At 55.7% G+C, this 15,091-nt stretch carries 16 protein-coding genes and 1 pseudogene; 7 read left to right on the top strand and 10 right to left on the bottom strand.

What is annotated here, in order from left to right; translation table 11 throughout:
* Positions 1-230 precede the first annotated feature (230 nt).
* Positions 231-542, top strand: coding sequence for a hypothetical protein (locus AC1D2R_RS18215; RefSeq protein WP_477969076.1), 312 nt, complete (start codon positions 231-233; stop codon positions 540-542).
* 109 nt (positions 543-651) lie between these two features.
* On the opposite strand, the gene AC1D2R_RS18210 is transcribed toward AC1D2R_RS18215, so the two are convergent.
* Entirely contained in the window at positions 652-1,140 is a 489-nt protein-coding gene (locus tag AC1D2R_RS18210; protein ID WP_477969074.1) for an SRPBCC family protein, read from the bottom strand.
* On the bottom strand, positions 1,115-1,471 hold the full coding sequence (locus AC1D2R_RS18205) for an ArsR/SmtB family transcription factor (RefSeq protein WP_477969072.1): 357 nt from the start codon (positions 1,469-1,471) through the stop codon (positions 1,115-1,117). The genes AC1D2R_RS18210 and AC1D2R_RS18205 overlap by 26 nt, the downstream gene beginning before the upstream one ends.
* A gap of 149 nt (positions 1,472-1,620) precedes the next feature.
* Here AC1D2R_RS18205 and AC1D2R_RS18200 point away from each other — a divergent pair, with 149 nt between their 5' ends.
* The gene (locus AC1D2R_RS18200) at positions 1,621-2,262 is read left to right on the top strand and encodes a dihydrofolate reductase family protein (RefSeq protein WP_477969070.1); all 642 of its coding nucleotides are present in this window, start codon (positions 1,621-1,623) and stop codon (positions 2,260-2,262) included.
* A gap of 69 nt (positions 2,263-2,331) precedes the next feature.
* Positions 2,332-2,883: a hypothetical protein gene (locus AC1D2R_RS18195; RefSeq protein ID WP_477969068.1), complete on the top strand. Its 552-nt coding sequence runs from the start codon at positions 2,332-2,334 to the stop codon at positions 2,881-2,883.
* 47 nt (positions 2,884-2,930) lie between these two features.
* On the opposite strand, the gene AC1D2R_RS18190 is transcribed toward AC1D2R_RS18195, so the two are convergent.
* The 4 genes from AC1D2R_RS18190 to AC1D2R_RS18175 form a co-directional block, all read right to left on the bottom strand.
* Positions 2,931-3,623, bottom strand: coding sequence for a hypothetical protein (locus AC1D2R_RS18190; RefSeq protein ID WP_477969066.1), 693 nt, complete (start codon positions 3,621-3,623; stop codon positions 2,931-2,933).
* Positions 3,624-4,104: 481 nt separating this feature from the next.
* The gene (locus AC1D2R_RS18185; protein WP_477969064.1) at positions 4,105-4,512 is read right to left on the bottom strand and encodes a DUF1801 domain-containing protein; all 408 of its coding nucleotides are present in this window, start codon (positions 4,510-4,512) and stop codon (positions 4,105-4,107) included.
* A 434-nt stretch (positions 4,513-4,946) separates the two neighbouring features.
* Positions 4,947-5,243: a phosphotransferase-like protein gene (locus tag AC1D2R_RS18180; RefSeq protein ID WP_477969062.1), complete on the bottom strand. Its 297-nt coding sequence runs from the start codon at positions 5,241-5,243 to the stop codon at positions 4,947-4,949.
* A 19-nt stretch (positions 5,244-5,262) separates the two neighbouring features.
* Complete coding sequence (locus AC1D2R_RS18175; RefSeq protein ID WP_477969060.1) at positions 5,263-5,370, bottom strand: phosphotransferase-like protein; 108 nt, start codon at positions 5,368-5,370, stop codon at positions 5,263-5,265.
* A gap of 134 nt (positions 5,371-5,504) precedes the next feature.
* On the opposite strand from AC1D2R_RS18175, the gene AC1D2R_RS18170 reads away from it, so the two are divergent.
* Entirely contained in the window at positions 5,505-5,909 is a 405-nt protein-coding gene (locus tag AC1D2R_RS18170) for a VOC family protein (protein ID WP_477969058.1), read from the top strand.
* Positions 5,910-6,038: 129 nt separating this feature from the next.
* Here AC1D2R_RS18170 and AC1D2R_RS18165 read toward each other — a convergent pair whose 3' ends face one another.
* Positions 6,039-6,254 carry a tautomerase family protein gene (locus AC1D2R_RS18165; RefSeq protein ID WP_037067617.1) on the bottom strand — a complete coding sequence of 72 codons (216 nt, stop codon included), beginning with the start codon at positions 6,252-6,254 and terminating at the stop codon, positions 6,039-6,041.
* A gap of 1,203 nt (positions 6,255-7,457) precedes the next feature.
* On the opposite strand from AC1D2R_RS18165, the gene AC1D2R_RS18160 reads away from it, so the two are divergent.
* On the top strand, positions 7,458-9,308 hold the full coding sequence (locus AC1D2R_RS18160) for an ABC transporter ATP-binding protein (RefSeq protein ID WP_477969056.1): 1,851 nt from the start codon (positions 7,458-7,460) through the stop codon (positions 9,306-9,308).
* Between the two features lie 133 nt (positions 9,309-9,441).
* On the opposite strand, the gene AC1D2R_RS18155 is transcribed toward AC1D2R_RS18160, so the two are convergent.
* Both AC1D2R_RS18155 and AC1D2R_RS18150 read right to left on the bottom strand, forming a co-directional pair.
* Positions 9,442-9,891, bottom strand: a complete 450-nt coding sequence (locus AC1D2R_RS18155; RefSeq protein ID WP_477969054.1) for a GNAT family N-acetyltransferase — start codon at positions 9,889-9,891, stop codon at positions 9,442-9,444.
* A 432-nt stretch (positions 9,892-10,323) separates the two neighbouring features.
* Positions 10,324-11,015 (bottom strand): annotated as a pseudogene (locus AC1D2R_RS18150) (SDR family oxidoreductase).
* A 770-nt stretch (positions 11,016-11,785) separates the two neighbouring features.
* Here AC1D2R_RS18150 and rpsU point away from each other — a divergent pair.
* Complete coding sequence (rpsU, locus tag AC1D2R_RS18145; protein ID WP_477969052.1) at positions 11,786-12,028, top strand: 30S ribosomal protein S21; 243 nt, start codon at positions 11,786-11,788, stop codon at positions 12,026-12,028.
* A 268-nt stretch (positions 12,029-12,296) separates the two neighbouring features.
* On the opposite strand, the gene AC1D2R_RS18140 is transcribed toward rpsU, so the two are convergent.
* A complete protein-coding gene (locus AC1D2R_RS18140; RefSeq protein ID WP_477969050.1) occupies positions 12,297-13,382 on the bottom strand; it encodes a YihY/virulence factor BrkB family protein in 1,086 nt (361 codons plus the stop codon).
* Positions 13,383-14,204: 822 nt separating this feature from the next.
* Between AC1D2R_RS18140 and AC1D2R_RS18135 the strand changes: the two genes are divergently transcribed.
* The gene (locus AC1D2R_RS18135; RefSeq protein WP_477969048.1) at positions 14,205-14,924 is read left to right on the top strand and encodes a response regulator transcription factor; all 720 of its coding nucleotides are present in this window, start codon (positions 14,205-14,207) and stop codon (positions 14,922-14,924) included.
* Positions 14,925-15,091 lie beyond the last annotated feature (167 nt).

Raw genomic sequence — 15,091 nt, 5'->3', positions numbered from 1 at the left:
ATCGGCTTGCTTGAGCCATGCGCTTCCTTGGCCGCGGCCTTAGTTCGGCACCGTGGGGAAAATCACGCAGGAGGCGTCCTCTGGACATGAAGCCAAATCGTTATAAAAATCAATCGCATACTTCATGTTAGCATCGGCGACAAAAATCGCCTTTGCGTGTTTTCAACCCATTGATCCGAAACGTGATCGGCTCGGCTATCCGTGTGAAAACGCCAGCGTAGCAAACGGAAGTGCGCAATTGGCTTCAGCGTGACGAGATTGGCTTAGAGCCTGCGAGCTTCCAGACGCCGCTTGTCGCGCTCAACATATTCGAAGCCCCGTTGTGTCAGACGGAATTGTCGTTTCTGAAATTCCCCGCGGATAAGGATGAAGCCTTGCTCTTCGGCTTCGCTCAACGTCTTCAGGCTCGTGCCTATAGGGGGAGACTGCCAATCCATGCCAACGGCGCTGTGCAGCAATACCATTATCTTGATAATTTTGTTTCTCCATTGCTGATGCATACAGCCGCAATACATAGCTTTGCGCTCAAGCCGCCGCAATGACCGCTCTTTGGCGCGAAGCTGCCGAGGGCGGTCATACGCAGTCGGTTCAAGCGCAGATCGATCTGCGCCGCCTCGGCCATCGACGCGAGCGGCAACGAGCGGCCATGGCTTAACCGTCCAGCCAGGCGGCGAGGCCGTCCAGCGTCTGCAGCCCGTATCCCACCGCGCCGAAGCCGATGACCACTTGACGGCGTTTGGCGCTGGGGTGGAGCTGGCGCATGGTCAGCACCGTCTTGCCGTCGGCCTGCTCATCGAAGGTCACCGTGACGCGAAAACGGTCGGGATCGTTAGGATCGGGCGTTCCATAGTCCATGACGATCCGCTCGTTCGGCACGATCTCCAGAAAGCGCATGAGGTTTGGGAAGCGCTGTTCCTTCCCCTCGAACACACCCACCATGTCGAACCGCCAGACCCCGCCCTCGCGGATGTCGGCCTCGTGGCTCTCGATATTGAGGCCGGCCGGACCATACCATTCGACCAATGCCTTGGGGTCCATCCAGGCGGCAAAGACCTTCTCGCGGCGATGGTTAAGCAGCTTCACTAGCACGATCTCGCGGTCGAGCGACCATGTCTCAAGCAGGGTTGCCATGTCCTTCATCATCCTCTTCCGTTTTATCCAAGTAGACTTCCAGCCGATTCAACCGCGCGGCCCAGCGCCGGCGCTCCGCTTCCATCCAGTCCGCCGCCTCGTCGAAGCGCGCCTGCACCAGCCGGCACCAGCGACTGCGCCCGCGCTTCTGGCTGACGATCAGCCCGCAATCTTCCAGTACCTTGAGATGCTGGGCGAAGGAGGGCAGCGCCATGTCGAAAGGCTCGGCCAGGGCACTGACCGGCAACTCGCCCTCGACTAGCCGCGACACCACGGCGCGGCGGGTCGGGTCGCTGAGAGCGTGAAAGGCGAGGTCGAGCGGATTTGAATGGTAAGGCATGTGCGTGCGTAAAGTGGGAGGGTGCGCCAGTCAAGGCTAAAAAAGGTACTTGCCTTAGTATAGGGCCTCTAATATAAAGGTACTTGCCTTAGTGTCAGATCCTGATCATTGGGGCGGTTTTGGTACAACAACGCGCAAGGAGGACCCCTATGGTAGTTCGTGTCGATCTTATTATCTCGCTTGATGGTTTCGCGACAACGACGGACCAGACGCCCGAAGCCCCGTTCGGCGAGGACTGGCCGCGTCTCGTCGGTGCATATGTTGCAACGCGAACGTTTCGTGAGCGCGTGTTCAAGGATACCACGGGAGCAGGGACGACAGGCGTGGATGACGAATACGCGAAGGCGTACTTCGCTAACGTGGGTGCCGAGATTATGGGCGCTGGAATGTTCGGGCTCCACAACTTTCCCGACGATCCGAACTGGTGTGGCTGGTGGGGCGACGAGCCACCATTCCGGGTTCCGGTCTTCGTCCTCACCCGCAACCCACGGCCCTCCATAGAGATGGCTGGAGGCACCACTTTCCATTTCCTCAAAAGCACCCCCGTTGATGCGCTCCAGCGGGCTGTGAGAACCGCAAACGGCAAGGATGTGAGGATAGGCGGTGGTCCTACCGTCGTCCGCGACTATCTCAAGGCCGGCCTTGTCGACCGCCTTCATGTTGCTATCACGCCGATTTTGCTCGGGCGCGGCATCCGTCTGTGGGACGATATGCGCGGCTTAGAGCGTGGCTATACAGTCAAGGCAGAAACGGCACCGAGTGGCACCGTCCACCTCACCTTCGAACGCTAGCCGTGCTGACAGTCTGCTTCCGGCCCCAGCCGCATATCATTGACAGGAATGCAGCTGGGCCGACGAGGAATGTCTTCCGTATTGGCGCAGCATGAAACCTCTTCCCCCTTAAGGCGGTTGCCTTCGGAAGGTCTCTCCAGATTGCGTTCCAATGAAGAACAACCGCACGTCGAGTATGCGCGGAAGAATTTTGCTGAACTGGCTAACGGGACACCGCTCCTCAAGGCGTTAAGGAACGCATCCATGGGGAGTGTATTGCACGTTGAAGAGTTATCGCCGCTACCCGTGCAAGCGGTGTGTGTACTCCAGCCCTATCAAGATCGCTTAGACGGAAGCGACGATCTCGCGATCAGAATAAACACGTTCCTTACCAAGGCTAAATATGAGTCCGACGAGGGGAATTTCGCCTTCGTATTCATAGGCAACGACGATATCACGGTTGAACGAATAAAGCGGTCTGCAAAACTCGATATGTTCAGCAAGATGGAAGTCATCCAAGCGAAAGCTGGCAGCCTGCCTAAGAATTTCACTCCTGAAGAGTGCGTGGTCGGACCTTCAGGTGTCGTCGCAAAAATCAGGTACAACGAACGAACGTACGCGGTATTTGGCGCGATGCGGTAATGTCCGGTCGAGGTCTACCCGAAGCAGTCAAAGCATCGCTCATTGGATTACTGAGATATCCAGACCTGAAGCGGGCCAAGTTTCGCCAACCCCGTTTCTTCACCGCTAAGATCGTCCGTGGACCAGCATACGATAGGTCGCCCTTGAGAAGCCGATCCTGCAACTTTCAAAACTCCCATCTGTGCGAATGAATGGCTTTTGAGGGAGAACCAATTGGATACCCCAAGCGAAAATCCGGTGTCAAAGCTTATAAAGCCAGACTCGATTGTGCCGAGCCCACCCTTGAACCAAAACTTTATTTTATGATCATCAAGTAAGGTGCTGGGAAAAATCGTGTCTTCAGGAGAACCCCAAGCTCTTTCCCATAAATGCAATCCGGCTGGAGTGCTTACGGTCTTCCATCCGATAGACCCGTCGCCCGAATCCGAGCCACCGTACCAATGCCCGGCGAGTATCCGCTCGAAACCCTGGTCAGTAAGATTTAGGTCTCCGAAGCTATCCTTGATCCCCCAATTTCGAGAACGATTGGCTTCACGAACTTTGCGAGCGAGTACAGCAACTTCGTTCTGAACGGCCTTTTCGCGAGTTATAATGTTCGGATAAAACGGCGGCGAAATAACCAAATTCGCCCAGGCTCCCGAAGACCTCGTTTCGTTCGATCCGTGTGCAGAGCAGACCCTACTACACCAAGCGATGTTGTCTTCCACGGCGATACGAAGCAGTCGGGAGGTATCAGTCATAAGCAGCAATCTCGATACGTGGGAAGGATAACTTATTCGGCAATCACTGTAGTTGGCGCGGGGCGAAGGCTGGGAGAGGTTTGACGCTTTCCCCAGATAAGTTGGTCTGTATTCGGGCCTATTGCTTTTCGCGGTCTCGCAAGTCCACTTGTGGCGCGCAAAGCGTTCGTCTGCCAATGACCACTGTCGCCCTTTGTTCTGCAAGAAGTGACGCCTATCGACGGAAGCGTAGAATGTGAACATGTCCGCCAAACAAGCAAGCAAAGACATCGACAGAAACGTTTCGTTTTGATCGCCAAACGAGGAGGATCGCGACGACGACGTAAATGAAAATTATCAGCTGACGCTCCCGATGTTGCCCCGCATCAATTTTTACGTGATCAAATTCACTGTTGGCAACGCAGAGGCTTCATTGACCGCAAATGGCGCTTTTGCGCCATGACGGCTGTTGGCCCGAAGCGGACGGCAGCCCCATCGCGACTTATCGAGTTGCACCTGGCAACCGAGCCGCTTGAATAATCCAGTTCTTCAGCGAGGCTTCATCGAATGGTTCATCCTCGTGAAGATGCAGGTAGCGAACATCCTCTTGCTTAGAGGCAATTGGCGGGGGCGGCGACAGGGACGTACCTTTGAAGAAGGTCACCTTGATGTACCTTTCGAAGCAGTGGAAGGCTACGAACCAGCCGTTTTCTGCAACGCCGTAGAAGGGGGTGTTCCACCTAACGGCTTTCTGCACATCGGGAACAACACGTACTATCAGATCATCGAGCTGCTTCCCGACAGGGCGTTTCCATCCTGGCATTGCATCGATATATGCCTGAACCGGGGGATCACCTTCACCTTTGGGTATCTGCGGATTGCCACCAGACAGCAGCTTTGACTTGCTCATCAGGTCCTCCAAATTTGCCCTGACGTCTGTACCACCACTGACACAGAATGTCTGCTTCTGGCGCGTTCCGGCCGAGGCGTTCGTCTGGAGGCGGTCCTAAGCGGCCCTCGGCAGCCACGTCGTTGAGAGGCGAGGCGACTGGTGAATACCACAGCGACCGCGTTTGCACCCTTGCGCATTTTTGGAGAGCTTGGGATCATCTGTCAGAGAGTCAGGCATTTCCAATTCGGTCGAGGACTTCATGCTAATCCATCTGAATGGCTTGCCCGGTGTCGGCAAGCTGACAATTGCGAGGAGCTTGCATTCGCTACTCGGCGGTCATCTGCTCGATAATCATGCAGTCTAGAATCCCGCCTTCAGTCTCTGTGAATTTCGTTCACCCGCATTCTACGAGATGGTCCGATCTATCCGAAATGTGGCGTATGAATATGCCGCTACGATCTTGTCTCGAAATCCCGCTTGGCACTCCCCATGGACCTGTCACCTCGCGCGGCTTCGCGCTCAATCAAAAGTTCGAGCCGGCAGTGCACAGCGGCGAAGAAGACATCGTGGTCTGCCAAGAGATTGGCAAGTGTTTCTAGCCATCCCTCAGTATCAAGAATGTGCTCAAGAATGAGATCGTTACCGGCATCCGCGTATGCCTTCAGCGACCCATGAAACCCATCGAAGAAGGCCATCCGGGCATCAGCCCAGCGAAAATCGCCATTCTTGAAGCGCTCGGTTGGAAGCACGCCAGCGTCACGCAGGTGATCAATCGATATATGCCAGAACGGTTTTCTCGATGCGTTTCGGTAGTGTTTTGGCAATCATTGTTTTGCCGCTGCTCGACGCTCCGTGCAGAAAAATAACTTGCGCCATTCAATGGCCTCCCGGCCTGAGACAGCGCCTAAGGCAATGATATGACACCGACCGCAATTGGCGCGTCCCCGTCGTGGTGACTGTCGCTCCGTTGTCGGTTATGTGCTCGATGGTGTTGTACCGAGGAGTGAGTCATGCCGCAGGTTCTCGCTCATATTGCGCTGGTCGTCCGAGACTACGATGAAGCGATTTCCTTCTTCGTCGGGAAGCTAGGCTTTGATCTGATCGAAGATACTTATCAGCCGGAGCAGGAAAAACGTTGGGTGGTTGTTGGCCCAAGTGGAAGTAAGGGCTGTTCAGTCCTACTTGCCCGCGCTTCCACCGACCATCAGACGCAATGGATCGGCAATCAGGCCGGAGGGCGCGTCTTCCTATTTCTGAGAACCGACGACTTTTGGCGGGATTATCGGCTCCTTGTTGATCGCGGGGTGGAGTTCGCGCGTGAACCGAAGGAAGCGGATTACGGTTTGGTCGCTGTCTTCAAAGACCTCTACGGAAATCTATGGGACTTGGTTGAGTTCACTGACGGCAGGCCTTGAAAGGGACTCCTCAAATATCTGCTGTTGGATGACCGCTCGTGGCGCTTCTGAGCCATTACCCCTTGCGGCCCGAAGCGACCACAGCGCGTCAATTTTGATTTCTTCGCTTCCCTGAAGCGTCAGTGTTTTCTAAGGTGTATCCGTCTTAGCCTGTTGCCATAAGTCGGTCAGCGATAGGCCCTTCCTACCCCAGTTGTCGGTGTCCACCTCATCGATCACGACAAAGACATACTCAGGATCGCGGCCAAGCTCCTCGACAAGAACCTCGGTCATCCTTCGAATGACAGCACGCTTCTGATCGACGCTGGCAATTCCTTTTGCAATTTCAACTTTGACGTATGGCAATGGCTGACCTCCATGCTGGATGACCTAGTCTATTGTCCTATGAGCCCCTCTTGCAATGACCGCAGTTGGCGGCCCTAAGCGGAAATCGAAATTTCTATTGATCTCCCTTACTCTTTGAAAAGAGCATAGTGATACCTTCGCAATAATGCACTTTCCGAAATAAGCTTGTCTTCGGTTCGCGCGAGGGGAGATGTACCGGTTTTTTGCTATAGGAACGAGGTGGCTGGTGACGATAGGGCTGGCAGCCGGCTCTCGCAGATGGTTGGCCAGCGAGCGACCCCAACTGTAGCTTTCTTGAAAGTGGCGGGGACATTCTAACCGGGACACTTCCAAGAAAAGGAAAGGACAGTCTCCAACTCCGTATTCCGAAACTGTATCTTCCCGGCCCGTTTTACCCTCCGGATGGCATGATCGGCTACGAGGGCGCGGTACTCCTCTATGCTCACAAGGATACGTTGCAGCCATATCCCTTGAAAGAGATGCATGGAAAGATCGCGGCGGGAAAGCAGAACTGGATAAGCATCCTTATCAACTATCGAGCGGAATTGTCCGAGGTAAAACAAATACATCTTTCAGTATACGCACGGTCTGCAGACACCACCAAGCTTCGTCCCATCGAAGACAATTTTGGTTTGCAATCATATAAGATTGCGCCCCGTCGCGGCGAGAAGGATATCTTCTTTCATCAGGAGATGCACCGAACAACAGACGTGATATGCTGCGGTCGCCCCCCCAGTACTCGTCCGATGGAAAATATCCCCAGTGCCAGCATTATACTTAGGTACCGTCAGATATTGATGTCGATGTTGGTTACTCTCGCACCTCTCTTCCCGATTGGCGTGAAATTAGGGGAAGCGTCGAGAAATTTGTTAGCTGTGTTGTACAACATTAGGTCAGGGGCCACTCGTCCGACGTTTTGCCGATCCATCATTAGGGCCGCTCTCGATGACCGCAATTGGCGCTTTTGCGCCATGAGGGCTGTCGACCCATTGCGGACATGGCACGTGTCGCGCTTGCCATGCCAAATGTCCTAGGCGGATCCACGCTATGTTGCGAAGTTATCATTTATATCGTTTTGTGACTTTGACGGGTTGTGGCGTCGCGTGACGCTGCTATTGATGCTGCGCTAACCCCGAGGGAGATTCACAATGAAAACCATCATGTCCAAAGCCGCACTTCATCTGCAACAGGACATGATCGTTCATGCATTCCAAATCTTCCAACGGGGCCAAAAGCGCGCCAGACAGCTCTAGCCGCTCCTTTCCCAGCCTTCTTTCTTTCCGCCGCGCCGGCGACAATGCTGCGCAGAAAAAAGCACGCGTCCGGTTCCGACGCTTTCTTTGTTATTACAAGCCGCATCTGCCACTGTTTGCGGCGGTGATGGGTGCTGCCGTGCTTGTCGCAGCGGCCGCAGTTGTCTTACCGGCAACTACCAATGTCATCATCTCCCGTCTTCCCGATCTGATGCAGGCGCCCGATGCCTTTGAACAAGTCTTCGGACTGGCCATCATCATGCTGGCAGCCTTTGTGGTGCAGGCCATCGCCATCTATTTCGTAGACTATAAAGGCCATGTGATGGGTGCGCGCATCGAGGCGCAAGTGCGCCGCGACTTGTTCGAACATTGCCAGAAGCTTTCCTTCAGCTTCTATGACCGGCAACGCACGGGCCAACTGATGAGCCGGATCAGCAATGACTCGCTCTGGCTTGGCGAGCTTTTCCACCATGGGCCAGAAGACGCCGCCATTGGCATCTTGAAGTTCGCGGGCGCCATGGCCCTACTGGTGTGGATCGACCCGCTGATTGCATCGGTAATCACTGCAATGATTCCGCTTGCAATTGCTTATGCGCTCTACTTCAACAGGCGCATGAAACTGGCGCTAAGCACCAGCAAGGAGCGGATTGCCGGAGTGAATGAGCGAGTGGAAGATGCACTGGGCGGTATTCGCGTAGTGCAATCTTTCGCCAATGAAGCAGACGAACTGCACCGCTTTGATACTGAAAACCAGCGCTTTCTGCAAAGCCGGAGGGACGGCTATCGCAGCGAGGCCATGCTGTGGTCGGGCATGGAGGGCTTTTACCAGCTCGCTACTATTGCAGTGATCATGATCGGCTCGCTTCGGATTGTTACCGGCGATCTATCGGCAGGAAATCTGCTGGCGCTGCTCATGACGATCGGCGTTCTGATGGATCCCCTGCGGCGGCTCGATAATTTCATCCGGCTCTGGCAGGAGGGCTATACCGGCTTCACCCGCGCCATAGAGTTGCTGGCAGAAGTGCCCAACATTGCCGACCGGCCCGGCGCCCTGCCCCTTGGGCCGGTCAGGGGCAAAATCTGCTTTGAGGGGGTTCGCTTCCGCTATGAAGCAGAGGGGCGGATGGTGTTCAGCGATCTCTCGCTGACGATCCAGGCCGGTGAATTCGTCGCCCTCGTCGGGCCGTCGGGAGGGGGCAAGAGCACCTTATGTAGTCTCCTGCCGCGCTTCTACGATGTCGAGGCAGGTCGTGTCACACTCGATGATCGGGATGTCCGCGACATCGAACTGGCCTCACTGCGACGCGCAGTAGGTATCGTGCAGCAGGACGTCTATCTGTTCAGCGGCACGGTATGGGAAAACCTGCGTTACGGCCGGCCCGATGCGTCCAGGGACGAGGTTGTGGCGGCGGCCCGCGCGGCCAATGCGCATGACTTCATCATGGCGCTGCCACAGGGCTATGATACCGATATTGGTCAGCGGGGCGTGAAGCTCTCGGGCGGGCAGAAGCAGCGACTGACCATCGCCCGCGCCTTCTTGAAAAACCCTCCGGTTCTGATCTTCGACGAAGCCACCAGTGCCCTCGACAACGAGAGCGAGCGAGCGGTTCAGCAGGCTCTGTTGGGGCTGGCGAAGGGACGGACAATGCTGGTCATTGCCCATCGCCTGTCCACTGTGCGCCATGCGAACCGGATATTGGTGTTGACCGAAAATGGTATTGCCGAGGACGGCACCCATAACGACCTGATGGCGTCGGGCGGAGTCTACGCCGGACTGCATGCCGTGCAGGGCAGCATTTAGATGGATCACAAAAGCCCGGTATTACTGCCGGACTTTTGTTTTTCTACACAAGGCCCAAGCAGCGGCAGTCGCAATGGCCGCAATTGGCGGCGCTCTCCGGGCGCAGCTTTCGTCGCGACGCGGCCTGAAGCGCTCAAGACTTGATCCTAAAGACATTCAACCCCGATACATCGCTTTCAATTTGCTCAAAACCGCGGGCAAGGTAATAAGGCGAGTTTTCGGGGGTCGCGCACAGATAACATTGACCGTATCCGCGCCTTCTAGCCTCGTAGCGAGCGGCTTCTATCAATTTTGCTGCAATTCCGTTTCGCCTTACTTCCGGTTCCACCCAAAGAGCGGCGATCCATGGGGAATATTGTGGCCGATCATCGAGATCATTTTCGATTAGTAGGACCGAGCCGAGATACCTCTCGTGCTCATTTGCAACAAGAGCAAGAGGGATGTCGTCCCCCTCAATCATAGGATCCAGATGGGCGCGATATTCAGACAGAGAAACGCCGCTATCGGTCCACCAGGCATTCCAAGCACGGGAAGCAATTGTATCGGCCCACTCTGGGCGCGCCTGTAGATCGGAAATCTCCACGGAATACACTTTTAATTGCGCAATATAAAAACTAGAACATATTGATGCATATCCCGCCGTCAAGGACGTATGTGTGCATAGGCGGGAGAGCGCTTTGCGGTTCTACCGTTCGAGTGGCAGTGATGGAAAGCAATCACGCAGATCGTCGCCGTTGTGCCAAGCTTACGGAGACAAAGGACAAAGCGGCTTTAAAGATTGGGGCGTTTTCCATCACGAGATCATGATGTCGCCTCGACAAGCCAAATCTTTGCAGACGAATTCATGTCTCTATTGCCTCAATCCGCAAGTCGGGGATCTTCAGATGCACTCCCCAAATCGGAACCGACTTGCGAAAAGCGCCAAGCGGCTGAAATGAACGTATCGAGCTCTCATGACGGGCACGACCTGGATCTGGTGTTACTATTTTACCGCGGAATTTCCACCGTCGGCGAACTATGCAGAGCCGGCTACAAAGCTTGACATGGGACTGGCAAGGAATAGGGCGACTCTGGGGATCTCGTCCGGTTGGGCAATCCGTTTCATGGCGTGCAAGCTCGCGGCCCCCTCTTTCTGGGCTTCGTCGCCAGCCATTGCGGTATCTACACCAGGCAGGATTGCGTTTGCCCTGATGCCTTGGCTAGCATCATCTGCGGTAATTCCCTTTACGAGACCCATTGGTCTCGCCTTGGCCGCCGCATAGACCCCCATCCTTGGAAGCCCGACGCTCGTACCTACAAGACTTGATGGGAAGATGATCCCGCCGCTCCCTCGTTCGAGCATGGCGGGGATTTGGCAACGGCTTGCGAGGAAGGCTGATGTGAGGTTCGCCGCAAGCGTCTTCTGCCATTCCGATACTGCAACATCCGCGAGCGGCTTTAGAGGGCCGACCGTTGCCGCATTGTTGAAGGCAACATCCAGACCGCCGAATGACTTCACGGCATCAGATACAAGTTCGTCGTGTGTTTCCGGCCGCCTGACGTCGCCGAATACGATACGCACTCTTCCCCCAAGCCCCGAATGGCGTCGGCCACATCTTCCAACGCCGGCCTGCCTCTGCCTTCGGCGCCGAATAGCATCGCCGCTGCGCGGCCGATCCTCGACGACGCGCCAGTGATAATAGCCACCTTGCCTTGCAACATGCCCATGCTTGATCTCCTTGAGCGGGAGCCAAGGCATACGGAATTGCTTGGATGGCGCGACCACCCGATTCTTGCAGCTCAATCCACTTTGCCTGTTCAACCGAACACTGAGATGGTGCCGAATGAACAGTTTCAACTGTGTAAAATGGCACTTCTCTAGTCGGGCATTTGGCGGGCGCAATTCCGGCCTGACGATTCGCGGAGATTGGTGGCATTTGCGTCTGAGTTCGTTTATATGCTCCGCATGGCAACCGAACGGTGCGGCTTAAGTAGGGCGTAACGGGGACCGACCTAATGGGACGAATTTCGATGCCAGAGGAAGGGAAGTCTTAGGGCTCTCTGGAGGCAACACCTTTGGCTTCCCTTCCGTTATCCACGCGGGAATTCGGCCTCTGTCAAGGAAACTACGGTGCTGGATGACATTTAGTCCAAGAGGCAGTTCACGACGCGAAACCGCTGGATCCGCCAGAACTGACCGGATCCTGGGAGATTGCGGATTTCAGTTCGGGTAACTGATCAACCTTCGGCTATTGGAGCTTGGGCGAGCCGGTCAGTTCGGCGGCGGGGTCGGTGAGTGGTGCTGTGCGACAATCGTCCGGGGTGGTCTCACCTGCAAGCGGACCGAAAAGTTCCTCCTCGGCAACCGGAAGAAACCGACCAAGTCGGTGGCGAGGAGCTTAGTGAATTGTCGTCAAAATCCGTTCGCGCAGGCTTCCAGATCTTGATCGTCGATGCTGATGGATCTATGAGGACGTCAGTGATCCAAGGAGCTTAAATTGCAGGTTCTGGTACGTGACAACAACGTTGAGCAAGCTCTGCGTGTTTTAAAGAAGAAGTTACAGCGCGAGGGCGTTTTCCGGGACATGCGTCTCAGGGAGCACTACGAAAAGCCCTGCGAAAAACGTGCTCGCGAGAAAGCCGAAGGCATCAGGCGGGTTCGCAAACTCGCCCGCAAAAAGCTTGAGCGGGAAAGCGGTGTTTCGGCTCCCAAAAAAGCAAGAGCTCCAAGCCGCCAATGACCCCGGAAATCATTTAACCGCGGTCTCGGGCCATATGCATATAAAGACGCAGGCGCTCTTGTGAAGCGGCAGGGCTTTCAGGCGTGAGCTTGATGGTGCCGTCTTGCTCTTCGATTTCCTTCGCTTGTGCCTGTGTCTTCAATTGGCGAAGCGACATCTCCCGCTGCCCAAAGGGCGTCGTTGGCCGCAACGAAGGTTCTGCGCCTGAGCGTCAGGATTGGCTCATGGCGCATCGCCCGCCGCCTGGACGGCGTATGCAGCAAAACTGCTACCGAAGTTGGTCTGCCGTCGGTCCGAGCGTATCTGCGACATACGCGCCACGCGATCCCATCGGCAAAGGCGACCCAGTCGTGGTGTCCTTGGCTGTTTGATGTTCGAGTTCCGCATTGAGCTCTCCGCCCACGATCAGGATGACGATCGAGAGCCATATCCACATCAGGAAGCCGATGAGTGCCCCGAGGGTGCCGTAAGTCGCGCTGTAGTTGGCAAAGTGGTTCAGGTAGAACGAGAAGCCGAGCGACATTGCAAACCATGAGGTCGTCACGAGAACGGCGCCCCACGTCATCCATCGAAACCTGGCCGGCTCTCGGCTTGGGCCGAAGCGGTAGACGGCCGTGACGGCTGCAGCAACCATCAGAAGCAGCACCGGCCACCGAAGGAGAAGAGCCATGTGTTCCTTGAATTGATCAAGCCATAGGTAGGAAAGGACCAGCGGCATGACAGCAACCATCCCCAACATCGCGGCAGCTGACACCATTGCGCAGATCGTGAAGCAAAGCGCGACGAGATTCAGCCTTATCAGCCCCCTCTTTTCCTTCTCCTCGTAAGCTACGTTCATCGCGTCGAAGATCGCCAATGTACCGCTGTGGGTACTCCACAGCGCCACGCCCAGTCCCACAAAGAAGGTTATTCCGAGCGTTGAAGTACGGCTTTCTGCCAGACTTTTGATTTGATCGGCGATGAGATCGAAAGCACCGGGGGGAAGCAATCCTGACAGTTCGCGGAGGTGATCCGCCATGGTGCCTGGATCCGCAACCAGACCATAGACGGCGACTAGTGCCGCGATCGAAGGGAACAGCCCCAGCAACAGATAGAAGGTGACGCCCGCAGCGATGAGTGTGACGCGATCATCGGCGACTTCATGGACCACACGCCAAAAGACATCTCGGAGGCCTTTGACGGGTATACTCTCGGGAACACTAGCGCTCCTACCCCGAGCATCGTCCAAGACGTCGCTGGGCAATCGATCGACCCCGACTGGGTCCCTCGTCCTCATCAACGAGAACGCGCCGGCGGTGACGATGAGGGTGACCGCTACCGTTGATAAGATCTTTTGCAGGAGCCCTGCCTTCATACCCCACACTCCGCTCTGCCGCAGAGTTAACGCGCGTCTCCGTCAAAGGATGCAGTTCTTTTTGTCAGCCCTGAACTCTTTGAACTCCGATGACCGGCTGACACTTGTGCGTGCTGAATAAATTCGCGGACTTTCTTCCCCAAGACGACAGCAAACCTGTTCCTGCTTCGTCACAGCCGGAATGCCGGTACCGTGAGTTTGGTGGCACTGCGGGTGTTGGCCGTTTGTACGAAAGACACGGATAAGGCGCGGACAAAAGCGCGAAGATCAATCTGCGAAAACAGCGCGTGGACTGCCACGCATTTGATGTAACAGCCGCGCCGGCGGCCATTTCGCTGGCATCCAGTTCTTCTACGACAGCATCGAAACCCCGAAGTGACCATCTCGCTTGCCAAGTCCGGCTGGCTCCAGCATGGCGGTTGAGATGGAGTACCTCGAATCCGCCTTGACCGGTCGAGCAATCTCAGAAAACCCGGCAAAGAACCTAGCGCGTCACAACCATCGATGGGGCAATTTCAGCCTTACCGCTTCGGCGGCCTCAACCCTTCTGAGATCTGTCGATTACACGTTGTATGACCGCTGCGGTCGACCCCTCCTTGATCGATCGACTGAAGCCCTGGCAGAATATGATCCCCGTCGATGGCCCCGAGCGTGGCCGTTTACCCTCAAATCTGCGACTTGGCACGCCGCGTGCGCTCTTCAATAATATCCCTCTCAGTCACCATGCGCCGCCCATTGGTCTTCCCGTGGTCGGCGCATAAGAAGTAGCGAGACAGGAAACTGGCACTGGGCAAGACGGATCGAGAGAAAGAAAAAATCCTAGTGGCAGATACCGGCGGCAATCTGTGGCGCCTACTGCACGATACTCTTGAAGCCGGGAGTTTTCAGGTGACTGAGGTTGCGCATAGCGCGAAGTTAATCAGGGTGCTTCGAAGCCAGTCGTTCGATCTGGTTATCCTGGATGCCATTGGCCTTCCTGACCACGCCATTCGACATTGCCGCCAGATCCGTTTGGACACCCCAACTCCGGTTATCGTTGTCGTTCCTTCCTTTCGCGAGGATCTCATGGTCGCCGTGCTTGATGCCGGTGCCGACGATTGCGTGACCGACCCATTTTCCATCCAGGAACTGCTTGCCCGAATTCGTAGTGTTATGCGACGCACATCTTCTTCTCGCATTCCTCACGGACAGTCGGGCGTCATCCGGTTCAATGGCTGGTCGCTTGATCCCGCGGGCCGGCTCCTGGTCGGGACCGATGGGAGGAGAGCTGACCTGACGGCAGCGGAATTCGATCTGCTGCTTATTCTTTGCCGAAATCCTGGTCGTATTTTAAGCCGTGAGGAACTGCTCTTCTCGACACATGCCGGCCAGGCGGGACCTATCGAGCGCAGCGTCGACGTTCATATCAGCAGGCTTCGGCGAAAGATCGAGCTTGATCCGAGCAACCCGATGATCGTGAAGACCGTGAGGCTAGCCGGCTATCTGTTCACAGGACGCCTCGAAGCAGAACCGTTGCGCGAGCTGGATTGGAACGTCGTGTAATCTACGATGGTCGCATTTGGTCAGAGGTGGCAAGCGCATGTTACGTTTTGTTGCGCACGCCGACATAAGGTTGCACTTGCAGAACAAGGCATCTAGAACGGGCAAGGGCCAAACGCGAGGCTCAAAAATCGTATTCATATAATCGATCCCACTTGCCGTCGGCCTCA

The sequence above is a fragment of the Rhizobium sp. P1_C7 genome, assembly GCF_056406295.1.
The sequence above is the reverse complement of the archived record's forward strand: the minus strand, read 5'-3'. Positions and strand labels throughout refer to the sequence as shown.

Bases quoted from the DNA above. Each gene is read 5' to 3' on its own strand.
- AC1D2R_RS18210 (WP_477969074.1), bottom strand. From the start codon at position 1,140: ATGAAGGACATGGCAACCCTGCTTGAGACATGGTCGCTCGACCGCGAG.
- AC1D2R_RS18195 (WP_477969068.1), top strand. From the start codon at position 2,332: ATGTCTTCCGTATTGGCGCAGCATGAAACCTCTTCCCCCTTAAGGCGG.
- AC1D2R_RS18185 (WP_477969064.1), bottom strand. From the start codon at position 4,512: ATGAGCAAGTCAAAGCTGCTGTCTGGTGGCAATCCGCAGATACCCAAA.
- AC1D2R_RS18170 (WP_477969058.1), top strand. From the start codon at position 5,505: ATGCCGCAGGTTCTCGCTCATATTGCGCTGGTCGTCCGAGACTACGAT.
- AC1D2R_RS18160 (WP_477969056.1), top strand. From the start codon at position 7,458: ATGCATTCCAAATCTTCCAACGGGGCCAAAAGCGCGCCAGACAGCTCT.
- AC1D2R_RS18200 (WP_477969070.1), top strand. From the start codon at position 1,621: ATGGTAGTTCGTGTCGATCTTATTATCTCGCTTGATGGTTTCGCGACA.
- AC1D2R_RS18205 (WP_477969072.1), bottom strand. From the start codon at position 1,471: ATGCCTTACCATTCAAATCCGCTCGACCTCGCCTTTCACGCTCTCAGC.
- AC1D2R_RS18190 (WP_477969066.1), bottom strand. From the start codon at position 3,623: ATGACTGATACCTCCCGACTGCTTCGTATCGCCGTGGAAGACAACATC.
- AC1D2R_RS18140 (WP_477969050.1), bottom strand. From the start codon at position 13,382: ATGAAGGCAGGGCTCCTGCAAAAGATCTTATCAACGGTAGCGGTCACC.
- AC1D2R_RS18175 (WP_477969060.1), bottom strand. From the start codon at position 5,370: ATGGCGCAAGTTATTTTTCTGCACGGAGCGTCGAGCAGCGGCAAAACA.